Source organism: Pseudomonas frederiksbergensis (assembly GCF_001952935.1).
Lineage (GTDB): Bacteria > Pseudomonadota > Gammaproteobacteria > Pseudomonadales > Pseudomonadaceae > Aquipseudomonas > Aquipseudomonas frederiksbergensis.
Map to the genome: position 1 here is coordinate 5,745,978 of NZ_CP018319.1, position 22,599 is coordinate 5,768,576.

Consider the following 22,599-nt stretch of genomic DNA (forward strand, 5'->3'; position numbering starts at 1 on the left):
AATGTCCCTTCGACATTGCTTCATGGACGAAAGGACCCGACAACTCATAGTGGGGCATACCATGAAACGTACAACCATGATCCTCGCCGGCCTGATGCTGATCAGTTCAACCGCTGTATTCGCCGAAGGTGGCGCTGAACGCATGCGGTATTACTTTGAGAGTCTGCGTCTGAGCCAAACGGCGAATCAAAGTCACGCCAGCACCGCTGAAATCAGGGTTCCGAATGATCAAACCGCGCAAGTGACAGAGCACTACAAACCGTAACGACAGAGGGCGTCCTGATGGACGCCCTTTTTCATTGCTCGTATTACCTTAAAGCGCCTTGGTCCAGAACAGCATCCGGCCGTGCGCCGGGTCGAACATGCCTGCGGCAAAACCGAACTTGCCATAGGACGCCTGGGCGACTGCATTACCTTCCAGCACTTCCAGCGTGATTTTGCAGCAGCCGCGCTGGCGAGCGATGTCTTCGACCTTTTGCAGCATTTTCTGGCTTAACCCCAAGCCGCGAAACTTCTTCACCACCGCCACATCGTGCACGTTGACCAGCGGTCGACAGGCGAAGGTCGAGAAACCTTCAAAGCAATTGACCAACCCGGCCGGCTCGCCACCGACAAACGCCAGAACACTGAACGCATGGGGACGTTTGGCCAGTTCCGCCGGGATTTGCTTCAACAAGTCGGCGGGCAATGAGTGGCCGCCCCCCATCGGGTCTTCGGCGTAAGCATTCAGCACCAGCCCAATTGCCTCGGCATGCACCGAATTGGTGTAACTGGCCTGAAGCACAAGAATTTCTGCGGATTCCATTTCCACCCTCGTTCACACATTAAGTTGCCCCAGCGCATTTCGAACTGAAAGGCCGACCGACAATATCGCGGACACCGCCGTGTCGACAACCCGACCCTGCGCTAATTTTTCACTCAAGCGCCCCAGATCAACGCTTCGGTCCACCCCAGTTCGGCAAAATCCTCAGCCCTCAAGTCTGACTCACCGGCACAGAAAAACTCGTCCAGTTGCGGTGGTTTGACCGAGGTTCCGCTGAGCATGGCGTGAACCTGCCCGCGATGATGAATCTGGTGCTCGAACAGATGCGACAGCAGGCGCAAGCGGCTGTCATGTTGCGGCGTGTCCCGGGCGATGGTCACGATCTTGCCAAGGTCTGCGTCGCGCATTTGCTCGCAATAGGCAATCAGTCGACGGTCCACCAGCGCTTGTTCGCGCTTGAGGTCTGCGGCGTGCGTAAACGGCTCGTCCTGGTTGAAAAACACAGAGCAGTCAGGATGTGGGTCATCGCCGCGCAACTCCCGCTCCAGCGCATCCACGTAAAACCAGTCACAGGTCAGGATGTGATTGAGGGTGGCGCGCAGACTGGGAAAGAAGCTGACCCGTGGCGCCGTCAGATCGGCCGGGCTCAACTGGTTCCAGGCCTTGGCGAGGCGATGATTGGCCCAGGCGTTCTGATAGGCCATGGTCAGCAAATGGTGCGACAGAGGCTGATTCATGTTCGCGGCTCCTTGTTCAAGCTTCGGCGAAACGTTGCAGCTGCATTTCCTGTAAACGGCTGAGGGTGCGGCGGAACGGAAACTCCAGATAACCCTCGGTGTACAACGATTCCATGGGCACCTGCGCTTCGAGGCACAGCGGCACCTTGCGGTCGTAGCACTCGTCCACCAGGGCGATGAAACGCCGCACACCGTCGTCATGCACCGACAATTGCGGCAACTCGCGATCGCCCGCTACCACCCGTTCGACGCCGTCTTCGGTGCCTCGGGCGATGCGCCCTTCGCGCTTTTGCGCGCTGAGGTTGGGCACCTCACTCAAAAGAATAGCGCTGAAGGTGTCGCACAGGGCGATGAAATCCATGGCGGCAAACGGCTGCTCACAGAGATCGGCGTAACGAGTCCAGAGCACGGTTTGACTGGCCTGCACGACATTGAGTGAGCGGTAGCCGACCTTGATCGGGTCACTGGACACCGACTGGCCGACGGTGAGTGCCTTGAACACTTCACCCAGAGCGCTGGGTTGCCCCGGTGTCGCCACCCAGTAACGCTGCAAACCTTTGCCTGGATGCAGGCGATGATCTTCGCCGCCATCCACCGCAATCACCTGCATATGTTTCTTGATGGCTTCGATGGCGGGCACGAACCGGTCGCGGTTGAAGCCATCGGCGTACAGCTGATCCGGTGGCTGATTGGAGGTACAGACCACCACCACGCCCTGTTCGAACATAACCTGAAACAAACGCCCGAGAATGATCGCGTCGCCGATGTCGTTGACGAACAATTCGTCAAAGCACAGGACCCGCACTTCCTCGCTCAGTTCGCGAGCCAACGCCTTCAACGGGTCGGCGGTGCCGGTCAGCTGAAACGAACGCTGATGCACCCAGCCCATGAAGTGGTGGAAATGTTGGCGGCGGGCCGGGACCTGCAGGCTTTGGTAAAACTGGTCCATCAACCAGGTCTTGCCGCGACCGACCGGACCCCAGAGGTACACGCCAGTGACCGGCGTGCGCCCTTCATGCAGCGCTTCGTAGCATTTCTGCAACGCCCACACGGCATGTTCCTGGGCTTCGTCCTGGACGAAGCCCTTCTGTTCGATGGCGTGTTGCCAGGCGTTTAAGGGGGAGTCGACATTCATGCGCGGCAGTATACGTCCATGTGGCACCTGTGTTGTGGCGAGGGGATTTATCCCCTCGCCACAACGCAGCAACTACAGGGGATCTCGTTGTCGGTTAGAGGGAGATGTCTAACCGGGCGATCTTGCCCTGTTCGTTCAGGCGAAACATGTAGCGCAATTCCAGCGGGCTGCCGGGAAACGTTCCGGAGATCAGGTTATGCACCAACACTTTGCCGGTGCGCAGTTGCACGTCGAGCACTTCGACCCGTGGCTGGTATCGCTGGGCGGTGTCTTGCATCCATTGCGCGATGGCGTGAGTGCCGACCTGGTGCTGGCCTTCATCGAACACATTGGCATCCTCAGCGAAAAAACTGGCAACCCGTGAGGTGTCGCGGGCATTGGCGGCAGCAATGTAGGCGGCGATGGCGGGTGCCAGTGAAGAGGCGGGATTGGACATGGTTACGGCTCCTTGTTTGTTGATTCTGCAGCCATGCTAAAACAAGCCTGTGTCAGTTCTTGTCAGGAGTGAAGCGCCCGGCTTCGTCAAGTTGCATCTGTTTGCGCCAGGTGCGCAGCAGGTCGCTGCGCCGCCCCGGATAACGCTCGCCCTGCTCGTTCGCCGCCGAGATCCGGTCAGTGCGAAAGGTCCGATAGGCGCTGCGCAACTCACACCAGGCGACGATGATTCGTACCTCGTTCAAAAAACCCAGGGCCAGCGGCCAGATCAGCCGCTGACTCGGCACCTGGTTGGCGTCCGCGTAATCGATATGGAGCTTGGCCTGATCGCGGATGGCTTGGCGAAATACATTCAGCGGCACGGCGTTGGGTGCAAAGCCATAGCCGGGCGGTCCCGGCAACACCGTCGGGTTGCGTAACGCGTCCAGCGCTTCGGGCGCCAATACCGCCGCAATCTTGGCCAGCGCATCCGCCGCCGCTTTGCTCAACACTTCATCACCGCGCTGATCCACATAGCGCAACCCCAGCACGATGGCTTCGGTTTCATCGGCGTTGAGCATCAACGGTGGCAGAAACAAACCGCTGCGCAGCACGTAGCCGATCCCCGCTTCGCCGTAGATTGGCGCGCCGAGGGCGGAGAGTTCGGCGATGTCGCGGTACAGCGTGCGTTCAGAAATCTGCAATTCGCCGGCAAGCGTCGCCGCGGTCACCGGACGACTTTTGCCGCGCAGTACTTGCAACAAGGTCAGTAAACGAGTGGTACGCGACACGATCGGCAGGCTCTGTCCGTAAAAGTTGTCGGAGCTTAGCAGAGGCACCTGTCAGAAAGTGGCAGTAGCAATGCTACCCAGTACACCCTTGGATGGGCGTGCCCCATGAATCCATTGCCGGGTCGATGACGCAATTTATTGGGGCTGAGACATTGGATCTACCAAAAAATCCCGGTTGCCTGACACCGATCGAATGTGGGAGCGGGCTTGCTCGCGAAAGCGGTATGTCAATTGATATAAATATTGGCTGACACGCCCCCTTCGCGAGCAAGTCGGATCGCCGCACCGCCGCTCCCACAGTTTTGACCGCGTTTTACCGGTCGACCTTATGCTTCGCGGCATAGAGGCACAGCATTTCCATCGCCAACGTCGCAGCCGCCAGTGAGGTAATGTCCGCACTGTCGTAGGCCGGCGCCACTTCCACAACGTCCATCCCCACCAGATTAATCCCGCGCAAGCCGCCGAGGATTTCCAGCGCCTGCACCGTGCTCAGGCCGCCGCACACCGGCGTTCCGGTGCCTGGAGCGAAAGCCGGATCAAGGCAATCAATGTCGAACGTCAGGTACACCGGATGATCACCGACCCGTGCCCGAATGGCCTCGACAATCGCATCAACGCCACCTCGATGCACTTGCCGCGCATCCAGCACTTGAAAGCCCTGGTGATCGTCATTGGTGGTGCGCAAACCGATCTGCACCGAACGCGACGGATCCACCAACCCTTCCTTGGCTGCGTGCCAGAACATCGTGCCGTGATCGACGCGCTTGCCGTCTTCGTCCGGCCAGGTGTCGCTGTGGGCGTCGAAGTGGATCAACGACAGCGGACCATGTCTGCGCGCATGAGCCTTGAGCAGCGGATACGTGATGAAGTGATCCCCGCCGAACGTCAGCATCGCGCTACCGGCGTTGAGAATGTGTTCGGCATGGGCTTCGATGCGGTCCGGAACCGACTGCGGTGTGCCGTAATCGAAGTCGCAATCGCCGTAGTCGATCACCGCCAGATGGTCGAACGGGTCGAAGGCCCACGGCCAATGGCGCTCCCAGGCAATCCCGGCGGACGCGGCACGAATGCCCCGTGGTCCGAAACGCGCACCGGGGCGGTTGCTGGTGGCGGTGTCGAACGGGACACCGCTGACCGCTACGTCGACGCCGCGCAAGTCGCGACTGTAGCGACGACGCATGAAACTGGTGATACCGGCGTAGGTACTTTCGGCGGCAGTGCCATAGAGGCTGTCGCGGGTCATGGCCTGATCGTTTTGCATCGGGACGTCCATCAGGTGCTCCTTGTTGTTGGCTTATTGGCGGCTACGGAAAGTGGTCCACAAGCGAGTGCGCTGCCGCAGGTCCTTAAGGCTCATGCTGCGGTCGGCGTACAGCAGAGCGCGAACGTCGGCGGGTGGGTAAATGTCCGGGTCGGTGCGCACCGCCTCATCCACCAGCGATGTTGCGGCCTGGTTGGCGGTGGCAAAGAACAGTGTGTTGGTCAGCGCCGCGACGGAGTCCGGGCGCAACATGAACTCGATAAAGGCGCGGGCCGCTTCGGGGTGCGGCGCGTCCTTGGGGATCGCCAGGTTGTCCTGCCAGACCAGCGTGCCCTCTTTCGGAATCCGGTACGCCACTTCGAATGGTTTGTTGGACTTGCTCGCCTGGTCGGCGGCCATGCTGGCGTCACCGTTGTAGGTCAGCGCCAGGCAAACATCACCATTGGCCAGATCGCTGATCTGTCGACCGGTCGCGACGTACAGCACATTGGGTTGCAGCTGACGCAATAACGCCTCGGCGGCTGTCAGATCAGCCCTGTCAGTGCTGTAGGGATCTTTACCCAGGTAATGCAACGCCAGGCCGACGACTTCCTGGGGCGAATCGAGAATGGCGATGCCGCAGTCCTTCAATTTGCTGGCGTACTCAGGCTTGAACAGCAAATCGAGGCTATTGAGCGGCACATTCGGCAAGCGCTGTTTCACCGCTTCGACATTCATCCCAAGACCCAAGGTGCCCCAGGTGTAGGGCACGCCATAGCGATTGCCGGGGTCGACGGCGGCGAGTTTTTCCAACAAATCCGGATCGAGGTTGGCGTAACCCTTGAGGCCTTCGTGGGGAATCTCTTTCAAGGCACCGGCGGCCAATCCGCGGGCCAGCACGCTGGAAGACGGCACGACCACGTCATAACCGCTGCCCCCGGTGAGCAATCTGGTTTCGAGCACCTCCGAGGAATCGAAGGTGTCGTAGCGCACGTGGATGCCGGTTTCCTGCTCGAACCGCCGCAAGGTTTCAGGCGCTACGTAATCGGCCCAACTGTAGAGATTGACGACTTTTTCCTCGGCCTGAGCTGATACAGCCACGGCGAGCAACAGCGCGGGTAAACACAGCTTGAACATGGGAGCCATGACGGAACACCTGACCAGATGAAGTGGATGCAGAATGCGTCGTCGGATACATTGGAAAAATACCAAGTTAGTTATCCTGACTTTATCCAGAGGTAATGTTTAATGCTCAGCCAACTCCACGATCTCGATCTGCAACTGCTGCGCCTGTTCGTCAACGTGGTGGAGTGCGGCGGTTTCAGCGCGGCTCAGGGGGAGTTGGGCTTAAGCCAGTCGAGCATCAGCCAGCAAATGGCCAAACTGGAAACCCGACTCGGCTATCGCCTGTGCAGTCGTGGCAAGGGTGGTTTCAAGATCACACCCAAGGGCGAACAACTGCTGAATGCAACTCGCAGCCTGTTCGAGTCCATCGAAGCCTTCCGTCATCAATCCAATGGAGTGGCCGGGCGCTTGATCGGCGAGGTTCGGCTGGGGCTGTCCGAAGCGCTCGATCAATCCGTGCTGCAACGGGTGGCCGATGCGATCCGGCGTTTTCGCGAACGGGACGAATCGGTACGTATCGAATTGATCAGCGCCATGCCCGGCGAGATGGAACGCTTGCTGCTGCAACAACGACTGGACCTGGCGATCGGCTATTTCTCACAAGTGCAAAGCGCTTTTGACTACCGCGAACTGTTTACCGAAACCCAGCACTTGTATTGCGCCGCCGGCCATCCGTTGTTCACCAATGAGGCGCCTGACGATCAAGCGCTACAGGCGTGCGATCGGGTCGATCACCCTTACCGCTTCCTGCGCAGCGACGACCCCTTCCAGGGGAAGATGTGTTCGGCACGCTCGGAGCAAGTCGAGGGCACCCTCGCCTTCATTCTCTCTGGCAAGCATGTCGGTTATTTACCCGAACACTTTGCCCGCAGCTGGGAAGACAACGGATTTTTGCGGGCCGTACGCCGTGGCGATATGAGTTTCGACGTGGCATTCCATCTGGCCCGCCATCGCGCCCAGGTGCCGGGGGATGCGCAAAAGGCATTTGAAGAAGATCTACTGGCCGCGTTCGCCTGATGATCGTTCCCACGCTCTGCGTGGGAATGCAGCCAGGGACGCTCCGCGTCCCAAGAGCGGACGCAGAGCGTCCGGTGAGGCATTCCCACGCAGAGTGGTGGGAACGATCAGTGCGTTGTGCGTTGCCCTTGATGCCCGCTGCTGGCATCCTGCGCCTCCATTTTTGACCCGGCCCGCCTTCTGGCACGCACCTCACCATGACCGCCTCCGAAAAAGCCCCTGCCTCGCGCAATAACGACCTGATTTACGGCCTCGACGATCGCCCGCACCTGACCGCCACTGTCTTCGCCGCCCTGCAACACGTGCTCGCCAGTTTCGTCGGCATCATCACCCCGACCCTGATCATGGGCGGCGCTCTCGGCCTGCAAAGCGAGGTGCCGTATCTGATCAGCATGGCGCTGTTCGTCTCGGGGCTCGGCACGTTTGTTCAAGCGCGACGTTTCGGCCCGATCGGTTCCGGCCTGCTGTGCCTGCAAGGCACCAGCTTCTCATTCATCAGCGTGATTCTCAGTGCCGGCTTCATGGTCAAGGCCCGGGGCGGCGGCACCGACGAAATCCTGTCGACCATCTTCGGTGTGTGCTTTTTCGCCGCCTTCATCGAAGTAGTGTTGAGCCAGTTCATCGGCAAATTGCGGATGCTGATCACCCCGGTGGTGACCGGCACGATCATCACGCTGATGGGCCTGTCGCTGATCAAAGTCGCCATGACCGACATCGCCGGCGGCTTCGGTGCGGCGGACCTCGGCGCGGCCAGTCATCTGGCCCTGGCGGCCCTGGTGCTCGGAACGATTGTGCTGTTGAACCGGGTCGATGTGTCGTTCCTGCGCCTCGGTGCGATCGTCATCGGCCTGACCCTCGGCTATCTCGTGGCCTGGCTGATGGGTGACGTCAATTTCGCCAGCCTGCCCGAAGTCCCCCTGATGAGCGTGCCGGTGCCGTTCAAGTACGGCTTTAACTTCGATTGGGTGGCGTTTGTGCCAGTGGCGGTGATTTTCCTCGTATCGCCACTGGAAGCCGCCGGTGACTTGACCGCCAACTCGATGATTTCCCGCCAGCCCGTTAAAGGTCCGATCTACATCCGCCGGATCAAGTCCGGCCTGCTCGCCGACGGCCTCAACTCGGCCATGGCCGCCGTGTTCAACAGCATGCCGATGGTGACCTTCGCCCAGAACAACGGCGTGATTCAGCTCACCGGCGTGGCCAGCCGCTACGTGGCGTTCTTCATAGCCGGTTTGTTGGTGCTGCTGGGGTTGTTCCCGATGATCGGCGCGGTGCTGCAACTGATGCCCAAACCAGTACTCGGTGGCGCTGAACTGGTGATGTTCGGCACCGTTGCCGTCGCCGGAATCAAGATTCTCGCCGAAGCCGGCCTGCACCGACGCAACATGCTGATCGTGTCGATATCCCTCGGCATGGGCCTGGGCGTGGCGGCGGTTCCGGAAGTGCTGCGCGAGTTGCCGAAGGCGCTGCACAACATCTTCGAATCGCCGATCACCGTCGGCGCGTTGTGCGCTATCGTGCTCAACATCTTCCTGCCTGAAGAGTTCATCGAGCTGGAAGAAGACGATTTCGATCCGGAAGCCTCGATCCTGCGAGTCATGGAAAACCCGGATGTCCCGGCCAAGGGTGAACCCGTCTCGCCTGCCGCTGTCGCACCCTTGAACCGCTAGAAATGCTCTTGGCCGAGCCACTGGCGGTTCGGCCTTTTCTTTAAGAGAGCACGTTCATGCGCAGTGTCCACACCGTTATCCTTTGCCTGCTTTTGCTTTCCCTGAGCGCCTGCGCCCTGCTGCCCAATCGCGACCCGCTGAACATCAACGTGGTCGGCTTCGAGCCGTTGCAAAGCCAGGACATGGAAGTACGTTTTGCCGTGAAAATACGCGTGCAAAACCCCAACGAGACCACCATCAATTACAACGGCGTCGCCCTGGACCTGGAAGTCAACGGCCAGCCGCTCGCTTCTGGCGTCAGTGATCAATCGGGCTCGATTGCACGTTTTTCCGAAACCGTGCTGACCGTGCCGGTGAGTGTCTCGGCGTTCTCCGTGCTGCGCCAGACCCTGGGCCTGGGCAAAACCCAAACCCTCGACAACCTGCCCTACGTCCTGCGCGGCAAACTCGCGGGCGGCTTGTTCGGCACCTTGCGCTTCGTGGACAGTGGCAAACTCAGCCTGCCAACTTCGACGACCGGCACCTGGTGAATCTAGACTCAAGGAGCGACAAAGAACATGGAAGCCATACCCACGCTGTACACCGAACGCCTGATCCTGCGTCCGCTGGAGTTGTCCGACGCCGAAGCCATCCAGCAACAGTTCCCGCACTGGGAAGTGGTGCGTTATCTCAACGCCTTGGTGCCTTGGCCGTACCCTGCCGACGGCGCACTGACCTATCTGCGTGACATCGCGTTGCCGGCGATTGCCGCGGGCAAAGAGTGGCACTGGTCGATACGTTTGAAGTCGGCGCCGGAGCAACTGATCGGCAACATCAGCCTGATGGATGAGCAGGACAACAACCGGGGCCTGTGGCTCGGGCCAAAATGGCAAGGCCAGGGCTTGATGACCGAAGCCAGTGGGGCGGTCACCGAGTACTGGTTCAAGACCCTAGCCCGGTCAGTGCTGCGGGTACCGAAAGCGACGCCCAACCTCGGCTCGCGCAAACTCTCGGAACGCACCGGTATGCGCTTGATCCGCAGTGATGAGGACGATTTTGTCAGCGGGCGATTCCCCAGAGATCTCTGGGAAATCACCCGTGAAGAATGGTTGCGGCAGCACTGAAGATCCCATTGTGGGAGGTTATGCAGTGAAGCGAACGCCGGGTTTGGCGCGCTCATCCACCGTCAGCTCAAACACGTCCGGGCGCGCGTAGTGCCCGACCACGTCGTAGTCGTAACGGGCGCGGATCAGGTCATCGGTGTCGATTTCTGCGCAGAGCAAACCGGTGCTGTCACGCAGCGGCCCCGCCAGAATGTCGCCCATCGGCCCGACGATCACGCTGCCACCGGCAATCAACGGACGGTCCGCCGGCCAGTTCGCGATCGCCACGCCCAAGGCGTGCGGTGAATCCTGAACCTGACAGGCACTGACCACAAAGCAGCGTCCTTCATGGGCGATATGGCGCATGCTGACCTGCCACATTTCCCGCTCATCCACCGTTGGCGCGCACCAGACCTCCACGCCCTTGGCGTACATCGCGGTGCGCAGCAGCGGCATCATGTTTTCCCAGCAAATCACCACGCCGATCCGCCCGACCTGACTGTCGATTACCGGCAACGTCGAACCATCGCCTTTGCCCCAGATCAACCGTTCGGTACCGGTGGGCATCAGCTTGCGGTGCTTGGCAACCAGGCCTGCCTGCGGATCGAAATACAACGCCGTGCAGAACAAGGTGCTGCCGGCACGTTCGATGACACCGATCACCAGATTGGCGCCGGTGCGCGCTGACAGCCCGGCCAAGGCTTCGGTTTCCGCGCCGGGCACGTCAATTGCGTTGGCAAAATACCGGGCGAAGGCTTCACGCCCTTCCGGCAGGCGATAACCCAGCTGAGTGCCGAAGCCCTCGCCTTTGGGGTAACCGCCAAGCAATGCTTCGGGCATCACCACCAGCGCCGCGCCGGATTCGATGATCGCGTTTTCCCAGGAAAGGATCTGTTCCAGTGTCTCGGCCTTGCCACCGGGCAAGGCGCCGATTTGCAGTGCAGCAACGATTGACTTGGGCATCGCAGTAACTCCGAAAGCAATGAGGGGTTGCCCATTCTCCGGCGCCACAGGATCATGAATAAAGCCCCGTTCGCTGCTGAATGATATGAACCAAATGAATATCGCCGCCGTCGATCTCAACCTGCTGAAAGTTTTCGAAGCGCTTCACGAGGAATCCAGCGCCAGCCGGGCCGCGTTGCGCCTGGGCGTGACGCAATCGGCGGTCAGCGCGGCATTGCGAAGATTGCGCGAGGTGTATGGCGATCAGTTGTTCGTGCGCACCGGCCGCGGACTCGCGCCCACACTCAAGGCCAATCAATTGAAACCGGTGGTCAGCGATGCCCTGAACAAATGCCGGCAGAGCCTGGCGATGGTCGATCCGGCCGCCCACCAATATGACGGGCGCTCGGTGACCGTAGGTATGTCCGATGATTTCGAAATCGCTTATGGGCGGCGGCTGATCGAGGAAATCGCTCGTGTCGCGCCGAAGCTGCGGCTGATCTTTCGTCAGACCCACAGTCAGATCGTCGCCCAGGCGTTGATGGAACGCAGCATCGATCTGGCGATCACCGCCGGTGGGTTTGCCGAGCGCTTGCTCAGCCGTCAGGTGCTGGGAGAAGGCGGCTATCTGTGCCTGGTAGACCCGCTCAGCCTGGCCGAGGGACAGCAGACCCTGAGCCTGGATGAGTTCGTCGCCCGCGAGCACATTCTGGTGTCGTCGGGCGGCTTTATCGGGATCACCGATGAGGGACTGGCGGCGCTGGGGTTGACTCGGCGGGTATGCGCTTCGACCACACACTTTGCCGCGTTGCCGCACTTGCTCAAGGGCAGTCAGGCCGTGGCGACCATTCCGGCCCATGCGGCGCAAAGCATTGCAGCGCTCAGCGGACTGGCACTGCTGCCCTGCCCTCTGGCGTTGCCGCGATACCCGATCGAACTCGGCTGGCGCACCAGTACGCTGCTCGATCCGGTGGTGTTGAAAGTGCGCGAAGCGATTGTCGCGAGTTTTGCGAGCGCTACTTGGCAGCCATCAGGCGATTGACTTCGCTGCGCACCATATTGGCGAATTCCGGGGGCGACATGCCATCCAGTTCGGCACGGACCCACTCGGCCCATTTGCCTTTGCGCTTGGCGCGTTCACCGAACAACCGCGCGGCTTCGCCCTTGGACTTGCCCAGGTTGCTTTGCCAGAGATCGAACAGACGGGATTTCTCATCTTCCAGCGCAGCGCGCTCGGCAAGGGGTTTGTCGGCCAGATTGAAGCTCATGGGAGTTACCTGCTGCGTAAAATAGGCGACATCTTACACTGTAGGAAGAAATGTCCGACTCAGGATTTTTCGTCAAGGTTGGGTCTACGCGAAAATCCACTGCAACTTTTTCGCTGATGACACACTCCACTGTTCACTGTCCATTTAACTGCAAGGAGTACCTCAATGGCCCGGAAAACCGCCGCACAAGTTGCCGAAGAACAGATCAAGGATCAAGCCTTCAGCGAACTTCAGGCTCTGATCGAAGAGTCAGAGAAACTGCTCAAAAGCAGCGCCTCGCTCGTCGGTGAGGAAGCGGACACACTTCGTGGGCAAATTGCCCAGAAACTTCAGCAGGCTAGGGACTCCGTCACCAGCGTTCGTGACCGGACCAAACCTGCGGTCGAAGCCACTGAAACCTACATTGGTGGTCATCCGTGGCAAACCGTGGCCATCTCTGCCGGTTTCGGCCTGGTAGTCGGGTTGTTGCTGGGTCGACGTTAAGCGCCCCCGTTTTAATCAGTACCCGCAAAAAGGCGAGCACGCAGCTCGCCTTTTTCATGCCCGGGTTTTATGCAGACCGAGGTATGCCGGACTCAGAGCCCGGCCAATTCCCGCAAATTCGCCAACGTCTGAGCGTCGAGCGGGATGCCTTCGGTGCTGGACTTGGCACGTTGTTGGTGACGTCGATCCCCTGGCAAACGCTTGAGCCCCACACCGTGCATCTGCCGGACCAGTTCCTGACTGCGCTCGGCAAAACTCTGCCCGGCCGCCTTGCTCGGGTCGATCACGATCAACAGTTGGCCCGTCCACGGCGTCTTGGCCCCCGGATGGTTCGACCAATCGAACTCGAAGGAAAAATTGCCGCCGGTCAACGCCGCTGCCAACAGCTCGACCATCATCGACAGCGCCGAACCTTTATGGCCGCCAAATGGCAGCAACGCGCCGCCCTCCAGAATCGCTTTCGGGTCCTGGGTCGGCTGGCCGAGGCCGTCCACCCCCATGCCTGGCGGCAAACGCTCGCCCTTGCGTGCGGCGATCTGCACATCGCCATGGGCAATGGCGCTGGTCGCCAGGTCGAAGACAATCGGATCGCCGTCAGCCCGAGGGGCGGCGAAAGCGATCGGGTTGGTCCCGAACAGCGGACGATCGGCACCGTGCGGCACCACGCAAGTCATGCTGTTGACCACGCTCAGTGCGACCAGGCCTTCATAGGCGAAGGGCTCGACATCCGGCCACAAGGCGGCGAAATGGTGGGAGTTGCGAATAGCCAGCACCGCAATCCCGGCACTGCGGGCTTTTTCCACCAACAACCCGCGAGCTGCGGCGAGGGCCGGCTGGGCGAAACCATTGCACGCGTCGACCCGGACAAAGCCCGAAGCTACGTCCTCGACCACCGGCACGGCCTGGCCATTGACCCAGCCACTCTGGAGCGTCGACACGTAACCGGGAATGCGGAACACACCATGGCTATGGGCGCCATCGCGTTCGGCGCCGGCGCAGTTGAGGGCCAGTGTCCTGGCGACATCGGCGGAGGTGCCATGGCGTTGAAAAATCTGCTCGAGCAAAACAACGAGCGCGTCGAAATCGAGCGTTTGAGTGTTCGAACTGACGGCCACTTCGGGCGTTGCGGTCATCTGAAGCTCCAGTTTTATTTTTGAGTACGGGCAACAGGGTGCAGCGAGGTTGCAAGGCAACCCAAAACAGTTGTCGATTAAGCGCTGCTCTACCGGCGTCCTGTCAAGTCTCGACAGCCTGTTCGGCTCAAGCAATATGTACCGCACCCGAGCCAGCCACTGGCCGTACTGTTTTTTCCTCAATCCAACGACAGACGATTACCCGCCGGTCGTAGCGCATCGAGGAAAAACCATGATGACTCCCCCATTGCCGTATTTTTTTGACGAAGCAGAACTTGCATCCAAAGCCGAACAGCCTGGTGAACGCGAAAAAGCACTGTCCTTCACGCTTGATGATTTGAAGTGGTTGAGTGCTGTTTATCTGGCAACGCATGCGGCCCGTATCGCCAATAGCGAGCCCATGCACGTCGACCGGCTGCTTCTGAGCGTACCTGACGCGTCAGGCATCCCTCTGGCCGGCGCTTTTTCCATGAGCCGGCCCAATGATGGGGAAGTCACGCTCTATACACCGTGGAAAGGCCTGGTCAAATTCGCGGACATGCAGGGCCTCAAAAGCAAACTCCAGGAATGGCTGGCGCAAACCACTGGAAAGCGAGAGCTGCTGCGCTTTCTTTCCCTTGAACAACGCAGTGCCTTGGCTGCCGCCACTGCGCCGGGCATTACCACGCAAGTCATCGAAGGTGCGGTGCTACAGGACCAGGAACTCACCTTCGAGCGCAATCAGGCTCAGAACATCAGGACGATGATGGGCGAGTTGCTCAAGCTGCCAACGCTGCAATCGATGCTGGACGAAACCCTCAAGACCGCGTTGCATGAAACGCTCCCAGAACTGGACCAGCGCCTTACCCGAATGAAGAGCTTTGTCATCGAAAGAGATGACCAGCAATTGCTTTCCTCGCATTCACTGAGCGATACGCTGCTGCATTACTACCTGACCAACCAGTGGCCCACTGGCGATACCAGAGTTTTTTCCAATCCCCGACACAGTGTGAGCAGCGCTGCCGATAACCAGGCCTGGGAAAGTGCAGTCAAAGAGATCGCACAAACGTTGACCCCGCGCTTGCAAGACCTGCTCAAGACGTTCTGGAACACAACGATGAACAATGGGCAGTCACGTCGGAAGGTTTTTGCCGAGGGTTTGCGCGATACCTTTCACGTGAAGCTTTTGCTACAGCGTCAACAACGTGTTCTAACGACGCAGCAATACCTGCGACTGATGAATCTCAGCCTTGAACCTGACATCGACGATCCTCTTCGTACCGAAAAAGTCCGTGTCACCGCCCCCTTCAAGCATTACGTGGAACTCGCCTCCACCGTGATGATCGGCAGCAGCGACACGTTGGATTTTCTGTACACCCCGTCCAGAGGCATCGAGGCTACGAGTGACCTCCCCGCTGTAGGGAAAATCGTCGCGCAGATGTTGAAAAGCCAAGGACATGAAGACACGCTGCTCAACTTCATGTCGTTGGACGAACGCGCTACGTTTCTTTCGATGAAGCCGGAAGAACAAGTGATTGTCGGTGAACCGATCATCGGCTCGGTGTTTGAACAATTGATGACCGACATCCTTTGCAAGCAGCGCGCGAATCTGGCCTATGCGCTGAGCGAATACCGTGAAAGCGAAGGTACGCAGGATCCCCAAGCTTTGTTCGACAAGGCACTGGATGTCCGCGGACTGATCGACGCTCGACTGCTGGCCGCCGATGCCGAAGGACGCTGGAGTACACACGCAGACCGGCGCCCGAGCGCGCAACCAGCCGCCGTTCGCGGCGAGTCGGCCAAAGAGCATCTGGCCATTCTTTCCACCGTTAAGCAGCCGCTTGAGCTACTGCTCGAAAACCAGCCGGTCATTCCCGCGAAAACTCGAACGATTGGCGAAGTGCAGCGTATCTTCAATTCCTCGCTTGGGAGCCTGCAATCGCGTTTCACTCAAACCCTGTCAACGGCATTGCGCAGCGAATTGAAACTGCACGCCGTCATGCGCACCCTCAGTGCCACGGAACAGGCGATCATCAACACCGTGCTTGATACCCCGGTACGCTTGCAGCGAGCAGCATTGAACGGTTTTTTGCCGGACGTATTTTCCTTGGCATTGAAGGCAAGCGGGGCCACAGCCACGTTGAAACTGGCCAGTTGTTTTGTGCTGACGGAACGTGGAGGCCTGGACCCGAAGCATTCGGGCAGGGCGATTTTGTGGACGCCAGCCTCGGGATTCGAAGCTTTCAAGGCATTGTCTCCATTGCTGACCGAGCTGGATCGACGCCTCAAGGACACCGATGATCGCACCACCCTTCTGGAGAACCTTGGACGCAGCGAGAGAGTCGCTGGCCAGACTTACACCCTGGCGCCGCTGCAGCGAATAGATGAGGATTTTCTCGATCACGTGCAAAAGCCCTTTGTCCAGCTGGACCAGGCGTACGTCATCCGTGCGCTGGCCACGAAGCTTCCGGCGGCGCCCCTGGCCAATCTCCTGAAGCTGGTGGCATTGCGCCAACCGATGACCGGATCAGATCGCGCGACGGACATCGCCCAATCCCTGATCACTCAGCAAAAACTACCGGCATGGCTGGCCAAGGCGTCCATTCAAGACCAGATACTGCACGGGGAGTTGCTTCAGCAATACCTCAACAACGTGACCGACGATCAGGACTACCTCACAGGCATAAGCTCCCTGGCACGCACGGCGCACGATGCACTTGAAAAACAACTCAAGGCAGATACGTTCGACATCGATCCGGATAAGGTCCAGATACAGATCGACAAGCGCTCGAGGTCTGCGGCCAGCACCCAAACCCTGACCGATTTTGCCCTGCCCCATTTCAAGGATCTGGACAAAACCCATTTCAAACTGGTGTCGCTTGATAACACCGCGATCCCCCAGGATATGGACCAAAGCTACATCAGAGACCTGATACGAAACTTGAAGCTGGGTGAACTTCAACAAAAGACACTGAACGAAGCCTTTGCAGACACCCAGGCGAATGCCAAGGACCGCAGGAAGCGTTTTTACACGCAATTGCCCTGGCAGCTGATGCATTACGCCCACACGGAAAAATTGCAGGAGCGCCTCAGCGAGACGGGGTTTGATCTGATACGCCAAGTCATGGACATGCCGGACGCTATCGCACGCGCGGCAGTCGACGGTGCCCACGCGATCATTCGTCCACTCGAGCTCCTGGGCATCAAGCGTCAACAGCCGGTCAAGGTGCCAGGGGTCTATCTGATTGGCTCATCGGCCGACAGCACCGCACCACAGGTCCTTGTCGCGCCTCATAGCCCCGGGTACGGGGTGAAAGAGTATAAAAATGAAACACAGCTGCTGACCGAACTGAAGACACGCGGCGATCTGCTCGACTGGGTACTCATGAACCTGCCGCAGCCTGATCGGATACTGCTCGAACACAGGATGGAGACCACCAATAGCCGCCTTGCCAAGGTGACGCTGGCGTCCAACCCGATCAAGGGGAATCTGTTCGGACACTTGTTCAACGACAATGCCGCTTTACTGGCACGATTGCTCGGTTGTCAGGCCGATGACAACAAGCAGGTTGAATGGGCAACCATCAAGCATGTGCTGGGTGAAGATCTGCAAGGGGCAGTTACGTTCCTGATGGGCAAGCTTGCCTATCCGATTACGGTGTGGCGCAGTTACCGAGACATCAAGCAGTCCGCCGAAGACCTTCAAACGCACAAATGGGGAGCGGCGATAAAGGAATTTATCAGCGGCATTGCACAACTCGCCACATTGCGACTATCGCTGGAATCGCAAGCGAAGCCATCTTCAACGCCAACTGCACCGGCACCACGAACGTCCGATACCCGCTTCAAATGGCAGGATGTCGCCATTACAGCCCCCGAACGTACGCAGTTGAAGCGCCATGAAAGCCTTGATGTCGACCTGAATTCGCTCACATTAAATTCGAGTCTGGGCCTCTATACCCATCCGACGACAAATAAGACCTACGCACCGGTTGAAGGAAAGGTGTATCCGGTCACACAGCGCGGCACACACTGGCGCATCGCTGACACCAACAATCGCGGTCCCCGGCTGAGTCAGAACGTGTCGAAACAATGGGTTCTGGATAGACAAACGCCAGCGCCCCGTTTCAGCATCAGTGATCGGTTGCGCACTGCCTCTTCGGTTTGGGAAGGCATGAACATCGAGGCCAATGGAATGCGCGAAATCCGTCGACTGTTTCCGCAAAAGGCCCGTCAGATTGACGAAGCGCTGGACCTGGCAACCACCTATGCCTGGAACTGCTTTCAAAATCTGCAATTGCTGAAGTCTTCAGACAACACGGTTACCCCCGTGCATCGACTCATCATGGATTTTATTGACGTACCGCAAGTGCAGCCCGTGCATGTGGAACAGCTTGAAAAAGTCTTTGGAGACATTTTTGCGGCCTTGTTGGACCCCTCACTCAGAAAGCCGAAAACCAATCGTTTTGCCATCGGCAGGGTACTCGATGGCGCGGCAACAACATTCGGCTTCATCGTTCCAACGGATGCGAAGCGGAAAATCTATCTGGCAGAAAAGTTCTTCGATACCGGTTTCGAGTTCTACCGCACACATCTTTCCGAGCCTTCCTTCCCTATCAACACCCATGCTCAAGCAGTCACCCTTATTCATGAGCTTTCGCATATCGTCTGCAAAACCGAAGACATCGCTTACCTCGACTCCAGCAGACCATTCCCCCATCTGATTGGGCAGGCCAGCGCAACTGCCAGTGACCTCAAGGACGCGTTGACCACGCTTCAGGAAACTGCACTCTCGATCAAGACTCCCCTTACCCAGCTGTTCATGACCGAGGATCCTGATACTGGTGTGTGTGGGAGGATCCGGGCAGCACTTCATATGAAAATACTGATCGGGTAAAGGCGCATATATTGACCTTGACCGGCGGAGAAAACCTGAGCGCTGCCCGCAAGATTTTCAAGCGAGATCCATTGGTCAGACTCAAGGTGCAACTCGGCAACGCCGACAGCGTTGCATGGCTCATCAGCCAGATGGGGCGCCAACTGCATACCAGCACCCCGTGAATCAGAAAAATAACGACCGATTTGCTGGGCAATTGCCATGACGGTTGTTCTCGCCGACTTCCCCTCAAGGTTAGAATGCGGGAAATCAGGATGGGTCAATGATCGATAACTCACTCTCGCAAGCCCAATATGACGCAATCACCGATGCCGCTGCGCATTGGTGCATGCGTCTGCACGCCAACGATTGCACCGCTGAAGAGCGGCTGGCATTCGAGCAATGGCATGACGCTCATCCGCTTCACGCGTTCGAGTACGAGGCGATGCTGGAGATCTGGGATGTTGCGGGGGACCTGCCCCGTCCAGCCACCGTAGTCCCGATGGTCCGCGCCAAACCTGCAACGCCTTGGCGCACCTTCGGTATCGCCGCCGCGGTTTGCGCCATGGCGTTGCCGCTGGCGGCCTATAGCGGCTGGAACCTGGGCTGGCTGCCCAATTCCTATCAACATTTCGAAGCGAACGACAATGTCCGCCAGGTCACCCTGAGCGATGGCAGTCAGGTGGAACTGAACCTGGGCAGTGAGCTCACGTTCAGCAACTACAAGGATCAACGTCGGATCACGCTGAAAAAAGGCGAAGCCTTCTTCAACGTCAGCCATGACACTGAACACCCCTTCATTGTCAAAGCGACCGAAGGCAGAATTCGGGTCACCGGAACCAGATTCAACGTCTGGATGTATGAAGATCAGGTACGCGTGAACCTGATAGAAGGTTCGGTGCTGGTGAGCAGTAACGACGCCGTTGCGGGTGACGGTTTGCACCTCGAACCAGCAATGCAGGCGAGCTATAGACGCGGCGACTTCACTCCGCGGATCAGTCAGACCTACGACAATGACAACTCACTGGCCTGGCGCAGCGGAAAACTGGTGCTCGATGATCTGGCGTTGACCGATGCATTGCCATTGATCAATCGCTACTTGAGCAAACCGGTGATGGTGGCCGACAGCAGTACCGGCTCGATTCGCATCGGCGGCATCTACAACATCAAGGAGCTCGACAACCTGGTGGCTTCCCTGCCCAAGGTATTGCCGGTCTACCTGACCCGCAACAAGGATGGCAATCCGGTCCTCAACTCCCTTGCGCAACAAGTCCCAAAAAGCTGAAAGCCGCGCCCCTTTGCGGGGTGCGGCCTTCATTTGCTCGTTCAAGCATCTTCAGCGTTACTGTGCGGCCACCTTTCTGGTGGCCCTTAGTCATCGAAGGTCACGAACCTGCAAATAGCGAGTACCGCTGACAAAAAATTTAGGCCATGAAAGCGCTTTTCACAGGCATCTCACCGGGTGATGACGTGATGGCGACAAAATTTCTACATTCGGGGCTTCATTATTTGCCCTGCTCGTACGTCTTATTGAATGAGAGCACCCATCACATTTCCTGGCCGGCTCGAAAAAGGAGTTTTTGCATGTACAACTCGCAACTGCCAACGGACGGTAGCAGTGCGCCAAAGGGCTCCGCCATGGGCTCCGGTGTTTTTGGTCAACGCATTGAGCGCAATGCCAACGAGCGGATCAGGTTGCTGCTCAAGAGCTTTGGCCTGCGAACCAGCCTGATCCGCCTCAAAGTCATCGACGCCTTGCTGACTGCCGCCGAAAGCGACCGTAGCCTCGGCGTGCGCGGCGTGCACAGCCACTTGCTGGAGCTGGGGATTCCCCTGTCCTTTCTCAGTGTGCGGGAAGTGTTGAAACGCTTGTGCAGCGAAGGCGTGATCACCCTCAATCCGGACAAAAGCTACAGCCTGCATCCACATGCTGCAGCCATTCTTCATCGCGAGTGATCCGCACAAGATGCGTCGTTCAGGGTTTGACCTTGCGGCGCATCACGCCATTGATCACCACCACGATCACCGCCACGCCGATGGCGATGTACTGAAACAGCTTCTCGCTGATGACACCTGCGTTTTGCAGATACGAAAGTCCGAACATGATCCCCAACACCACGAGCGAGATCAGAATCGAGTATTTCAAACGTTGCGACTGAGTCATTGCGAGTTCCTGAACCTGAAAAATTATCCGATTTGTATCAGAGCGCGTGCCAAGCCCTACCTTTCTCCGATGATAGGACACTACAAAACGGGGTCTCATGTTACAGCCGATCACTGGATTTGGCTTTATTGCCCCATGAGGATTTTGAAATGTTCCGTCGAATCGCACTGCCGATTCCCCCTGCTCGCTCTCCTGGCCCTGAGCAGCTGCATCGTTTTCCCCCACGGCGATCACCATTACGACCGTGGTGGGCCGGGGTATTACCAGCATCGATAACGTGGATATTTGAACCTTCATTCGTAAGCTAAATACCCAATCCGATAACTGCTAAATAAATGCCCGCCCTGTCGCGAGTATTTTTCGTACGGGCATATTTACCTATTCCTATCAATGGAATATCGAAACATAGCGAAAACTATCGAAACCTTGAGTTTCAATAGTTCATTGGAGCTATTCATGCTCAGTGATTAGTCTCGGCGCATCGCAACAAAACCGTTATTAAACTTCGCGCCAGAACAGAGACAACATGCACAAGCCTTTAATCAATATCAGCTCCCGACATCTATTGGGCTTTTGCCTTGCAATCACTTTTTTCGAACTGCTGACCTATATGGCCAGCGATATGATCATGCCGGGCATGTTGACCGTTACCCATCAATTGGATGCCAGTCCCGACCATGTCCCTTACGCCTTCAATCTTTATTTGGCCGGCGGCATTCTTCTGCAATGGCTTATTGGCCCGCTGTCCGATCATTTCGGCCGCCGCCGGATGTTGCTTATCGGTTGTGCGGTATTCGCCCTGGCCTGTGCCGCCGCGTTCAAGGTGCAAAGCATTTACGCGTTCAATGGCTTACGACTGATGCAGGGCATGGGGTTGGGGTTTGTCATCGCGGTCAGCTACCCGGCCCTGCAAGAAGTTTTCTGCGAAGCCGACGCGGTCAAGATCATGGCGCTGTTGGGGAACGTTGCGTTGCTCTCCCCGCTGCTGGGGCCGTTGCTCGGCAGTCTGCTGCTGGAATGGTTGTCCTGGCGGGAGCTGTTTTTACTGCTGGGTATCGGCGGCGTGATGGTCTGGCTCGGGCTCTATCTGTTCATGCCGGAAACCGTGGGCACCCTGCGCCACGACGGTCAGCGACTGGAAGCAGTACGCTTCGAATGGCACGGCACCCTGCGCCGCTATGCCGCGTTGCTGACTAACCCGCGATTCCTGTGCGCCGCTGTCGCGCTGGGCGTGATGAGCCTGCCGTTGATTGCCTGGATCGGCTTGGCGCCGCTCTTGCTGATCCACAACCAGGGGTTATCAACGCTGCACTATGGCCTGTGGCAAATCCCGGTGTTTGCAGCGGTCATTCTCGGCAATCTGATCCTCAACCGACTGATTGCCAACGTTGAACTGCCACAACTGATTCGATACGCGCTTTGGCCGTTTTGCGGCGGCCTCATCGCGTTAGTCGCCATCAGCATCCATGGCGGTTCGACCGTCGTGCTGATCAGTTGCCTGGCGCTGTACGCCGTGGGACTGGGCATGAGCAATGCCGCGTTGTACCGGCTTGCGCTGTTCGCCAGCGATGACAGCAAAGGTCTGGTCTCGGCCATGATCGGCATGATCTCGATCGCCGTCATGGGCGGCGGCGGCTCGCTTATTGCGGCCGTCGGTGCCGGTGACAGCTACGAATCCTTCGCTTTGATGGCGGGTATCGCGGGGCTGCTGAGCCTGGCGCCCCTACGCCTGTTTCTGCGGCGCTCTCACATTGCGCTTGCCGTCTGACACCCCACAGCA

Annotated in this window: 21 protein-coding genes and 1 pseudogene; 11 read left to right on the plus strand and 11 right to left on the minus strand. The window is 58.4% G+C overall.

The window, feature by feature from the left end; all coding sequences use genetic code 11:
• Positions 1 to 61 precede the first annotated feature (61 nt).
• On the plus strand, positions 62 to 265 hold the full coding sequence (locus tag PFAS1_RS26850; RefSeq protein WP_074876383.1) for a hypothetical protein: 204 nt from the start codon (positions 62 to 64) through the stop codon (positions 263 to 265).
• 48 nt (positions 266 to 313) lie between these two features.
• Here PFAS1_RS26850 and PFAS1_RS26855 read toward each other — a convergent pair whose 3' ends face one another.
• From PFAS1_RS26855 to PFAS1_RS26885, 7 genes are all read right to left on the minus strand, one after another.
• Positions 314 to 805, minus strand: coding sequence for a GNAT family N-acetyltransferase (locus PFAS1_RS26855; RefSeq protein ID WP_074876381.1), 492 nt, complete (start codon positions 803 to 805; stop codon positions 314 to 316).
• 113 nt (positions 806 to 918) lie between these two features.
• Positions 919 to 1,500, minus strand: coding sequence for a DinB family protein (locus tag PFAS1_RS26860; RefSeq protein ID WP_076031214.1), 582 nt, complete (start codon positions 1,498 to 1,500; stop codon positions 919 to 921).
• Between the two features lie 16 nt (positions 1,501 to 1,516).
• The gene (zapE, locus tag PFAS1_RS26865) at positions 1,517 to 2,635 is read right to left on the minus strand and encodes a cell division protein ZapE (RefSeq protein ID WP_076031215.1); all 1,119 of its coding nucleotides are present in this window, start codon (positions 2,633 to 2,635) and stop codon (positions 1,517 to 1,519) included.
• A 94-nt stretch (positions 2,636 to 2,729) separates the two neighbouring features.
• Positions 2,730 to 3,071: a nuclear transport factor 2 family protein gene (locus tag PFAS1_RS26870; RefSeq protein ID WP_008069241.1), complete on the minus strand. Its 342-nt coding sequence runs from the start codon at positions 3,069 to 3,071 to the stop codon at positions 2,730 to 2,732.
• A gap of 52 nt (positions 3,072 to 3,123) precedes the next feature.
• Positions 3,124 to 3,840 carry a helix-turn-helix transcriptional regulator gene (locus PFAS1_RS26875; protein ID WP_074876375.1) on the minus strand — a complete coding sequence of 239 codons (717 nt, stop codon included), beginning with the start codon at positions 3,838 to 3,840 and terminating at the stop codon, positions 3,124 to 3,126.
• 313 nt (positions 3,841 to 4,153) lie between these two features.
• Positions 4,154 to 5,113 carry an agmatinase gene (gene speB, locus PFAS1_RS26880; RefSeq protein ID WP_076031216.1) on the minus strand — a complete coding sequence of 320 codons (960 nt, stop codon included), beginning with the start codon at positions 5,111 to 5,113 and terminating at the stop codon, positions 4,154 to 4,156.
• A gap of 21 nt (positions 5,114 to 5,134) precedes the next feature.
• Entirely contained in the window at positions 5,135 to 6,226 is a 1,092-nt protein-coding gene (locus PFAS1_RS26885; protein ID WP_076031217.1) for a polyamine ABC transporter substrate-binding protein, read from the minus strand.
• Positions 6,227 to 6,328: 102 nt separating this feature from the next.
• Between PFAS1_RS26885 and PFAS1_RS26890 the strand changes: the two genes are divergently transcribed.
• The 4 genes from PFAS1_RS26890 (at position 6,329) to PFAS1_RS26905 (ending at position 9,995) form a co-directional block, all read left to right on the plus strand.
• Positions 6,329 to 7,222, plus strand: a complete 894-nt coding sequence (locus PFAS1_RS26890) for a LysR family transcriptional regulator (protein WP_076031218.1) — start codon at positions 6,329 to 6,331, stop codon at positions 7,220 to 7,222.
• A 197-nt stretch (positions 7,223 to 7,419) separates the two neighbouring features.
• Positions 7,420 to 8,892 carry a nucleobase:cation symporter-2 family protein gene (locus PFAS1_RS26895; protein ID WP_076031219.1) on the plus strand — a complete coding sequence of 491 codons (1,473 nt, stop codon included), beginning with the start codon at positions 7,420 to 7,422 and terminating at the stop codon, positions 8,890 to 8,892.
• 56 nt (positions 8,893 to 8,948) lie between these two features.
• Positions 8,949 to 9,422, plus strand: a complete 474-nt coding sequence (locus PFAS1_RS26900) for an LEA/WHy family protein (RefSeq protein ID WP_076031220.1) — start codon at positions 8,949 to 8,951, stop codon at positions 9,420 to 9,422.
• 27 nt (positions 9,423 to 9,449) lie between these two features.
• Positions 9,450 to 9,995 (plus strand): GNAT family N-acetyltransferase, encoded by a 546-nt coding sequence (locus tag PFAS1_RS26905; protein WP_076031221.1) that lies wholly within the window; start codon positions 9,450 to 9,452, stop codon positions 9,993 to 9,995.
• A gap of 18 nt (positions 9,996 to 10,013) precedes the next feature.
• On the opposite strand, the gene PFAS1_RS26910 is transcribed toward PFAS1_RS26905, so the two are convergent.
• Complete coding sequence (locus PFAS1_RS26910; RefSeq protein ID WP_076031222.1) at positions 10,014 to 10,937, minus strand: carbon-nitrogen hydrolase family protein; 924 nt, start codon at positions 10,935 to 10,937, stop codon at positions 10,014 to 10,016.
• A gap of 85 nt (positions 10,938 to 11,022) precedes the next feature.
• Between PFAS1_RS26910 and PFAS1_RS26915 the strand changes: the two genes are divergently transcribed.
• Positions 11,023 to 11,958, plus strand: a complete 936-nt coding sequence (locus PFAS1_RS26915; protein ID WP_076031223.1) for a LysR family transcriptional regulator — start codon at positions 11,023 to 11,025, stop codon at positions 11,956 to 11,958.
• Here PFAS1_RS26915 and PFAS1_RS26920 read toward each other — a convergent pair.
• Positions 11,933 to 12,184 (minus strand): hypothetical protein, encoded by a 252-nt coding sequence (locus PFAS1_RS26920; protein WP_008155229.1) that lies wholly within the window; start codon positions 12,182 to 12,184, stop codon positions 11,933 to 11,935. The two genes, PFAS1_RS26915 and PFAS1_RS26920, sit on opposite strands and share 26 nt — an antisense overlap.
• Positions 12,185 to 12,349: 165 nt before the next feature.
• Between PFAS1_RS26920 and PFAS1_RS26925 the strand changes: the two genes are divergently transcribed.
• Positions 12,350 to 12,667, plus strand: a complete 318-nt coding sequence (locus PFAS1_RS26925) for an ElaB/YgaM/YqjD family protein (protein WP_074876356.1) — start codon at positions 12,350 to 12,352, stop codon at positions 12,665 to 12,667.
• A gap of 92 nt (positions 12,668 to 12,759) precedes the next feature.
• Here the strand turns inward: PFAS1_RS26925 and PFAS1_RS26930 are convergent, their stop codons facing one another.
• Positions 12,760 to 13,800 carry an Ldh family oxidoreductase gene (locus PFAS1_RS26930; RefSeq protein WP_074876354.1) on the minus strand — a complete coding sequence of 347 codons (1,041 nt, stop codon included), beginning with the start codon at positions 13,798 to 13,800 and terminating at the stop codon, positions 12,760 to 12,762.
• 232 nt (positions 13,801 to 14,032) lie between these two features.
• On the opposite strand from PFAS1_RS26930, the pseudogene PFAS1_RS26935 reads away from it, so the two are divergent.
• From PFAS1_RS26935 to PFAS1_RS26945, 3 genes and pseudogenes are all read left to right on the plus strand, one after another.
• A pseudogene (locus PFAS1_RS26935) lies at positions 14,033 to 18,840 on the plus strand (dermonecrotic toxin domain-containing protein).
• A gap of 98 nt (positions 18,841 to 18,938) precedes the next feature.
• The gene (locus tag PFAS1_RS26940) at positions 18,939 to 19,940 is read left to right on the plus strand and encodes a FecR family protein (RefSeq protein ID WP_076031224.1); all 1,002 of its coding nucleotides are present in this window, start codon (positions 18,939 to 18,941) and stop codon (positions 19,938 to 19,940) included.
• A 299-nt stretch (positions 19,941 to 20,239) separates the two neighbouring features.
• Complete coding sequence (locus PFAS1_RS26945; protein WP_076031225.1) at positions 20,240 to 20,611, plus strand: fe2+ zn2+ uptake regulation protein; 372 nt, start codon at positions 20,240 to 20,242, stop codon at positions 20,609 to 20,611.
• Positions 20,612 to 20,630: 19 nt separating this feature from the next.
• On the opposite strand, the gene PFAS1_RS26950 is transcribed toward PFAS1_RS26945, so the two are convergent.
• A complete protein-coding gene (locus PFAS1_RS26950) occupies positions 20,631 to 20,819 on the minus strand; it encodes a hypothetical protein (protein WP_008024801.1) in 189 nt (62 codons plus the stop codon).
• A gap of 526 nt (positions 20,820 to 21,345) precedes the next feature.
• Between PFAS1_RS26950 and PFAS1_RS26955 the strand changes: the two genes are divergently transcribed.
• Positions 21,346 to 22,587 (plus strand): MdfA family multidrug efflux MFS transporter, encoded by a 1,242-nt coding sequence (locus PFAS1_RS26955; protein ID WP_076031226.1) that lies wholly within the window; start codon positions 21,346 to 21,348, stop codon positions 22,585 to 22,587.
• Positions 22,588 to 22,599 lie beyond the last annotated feature (12 nt).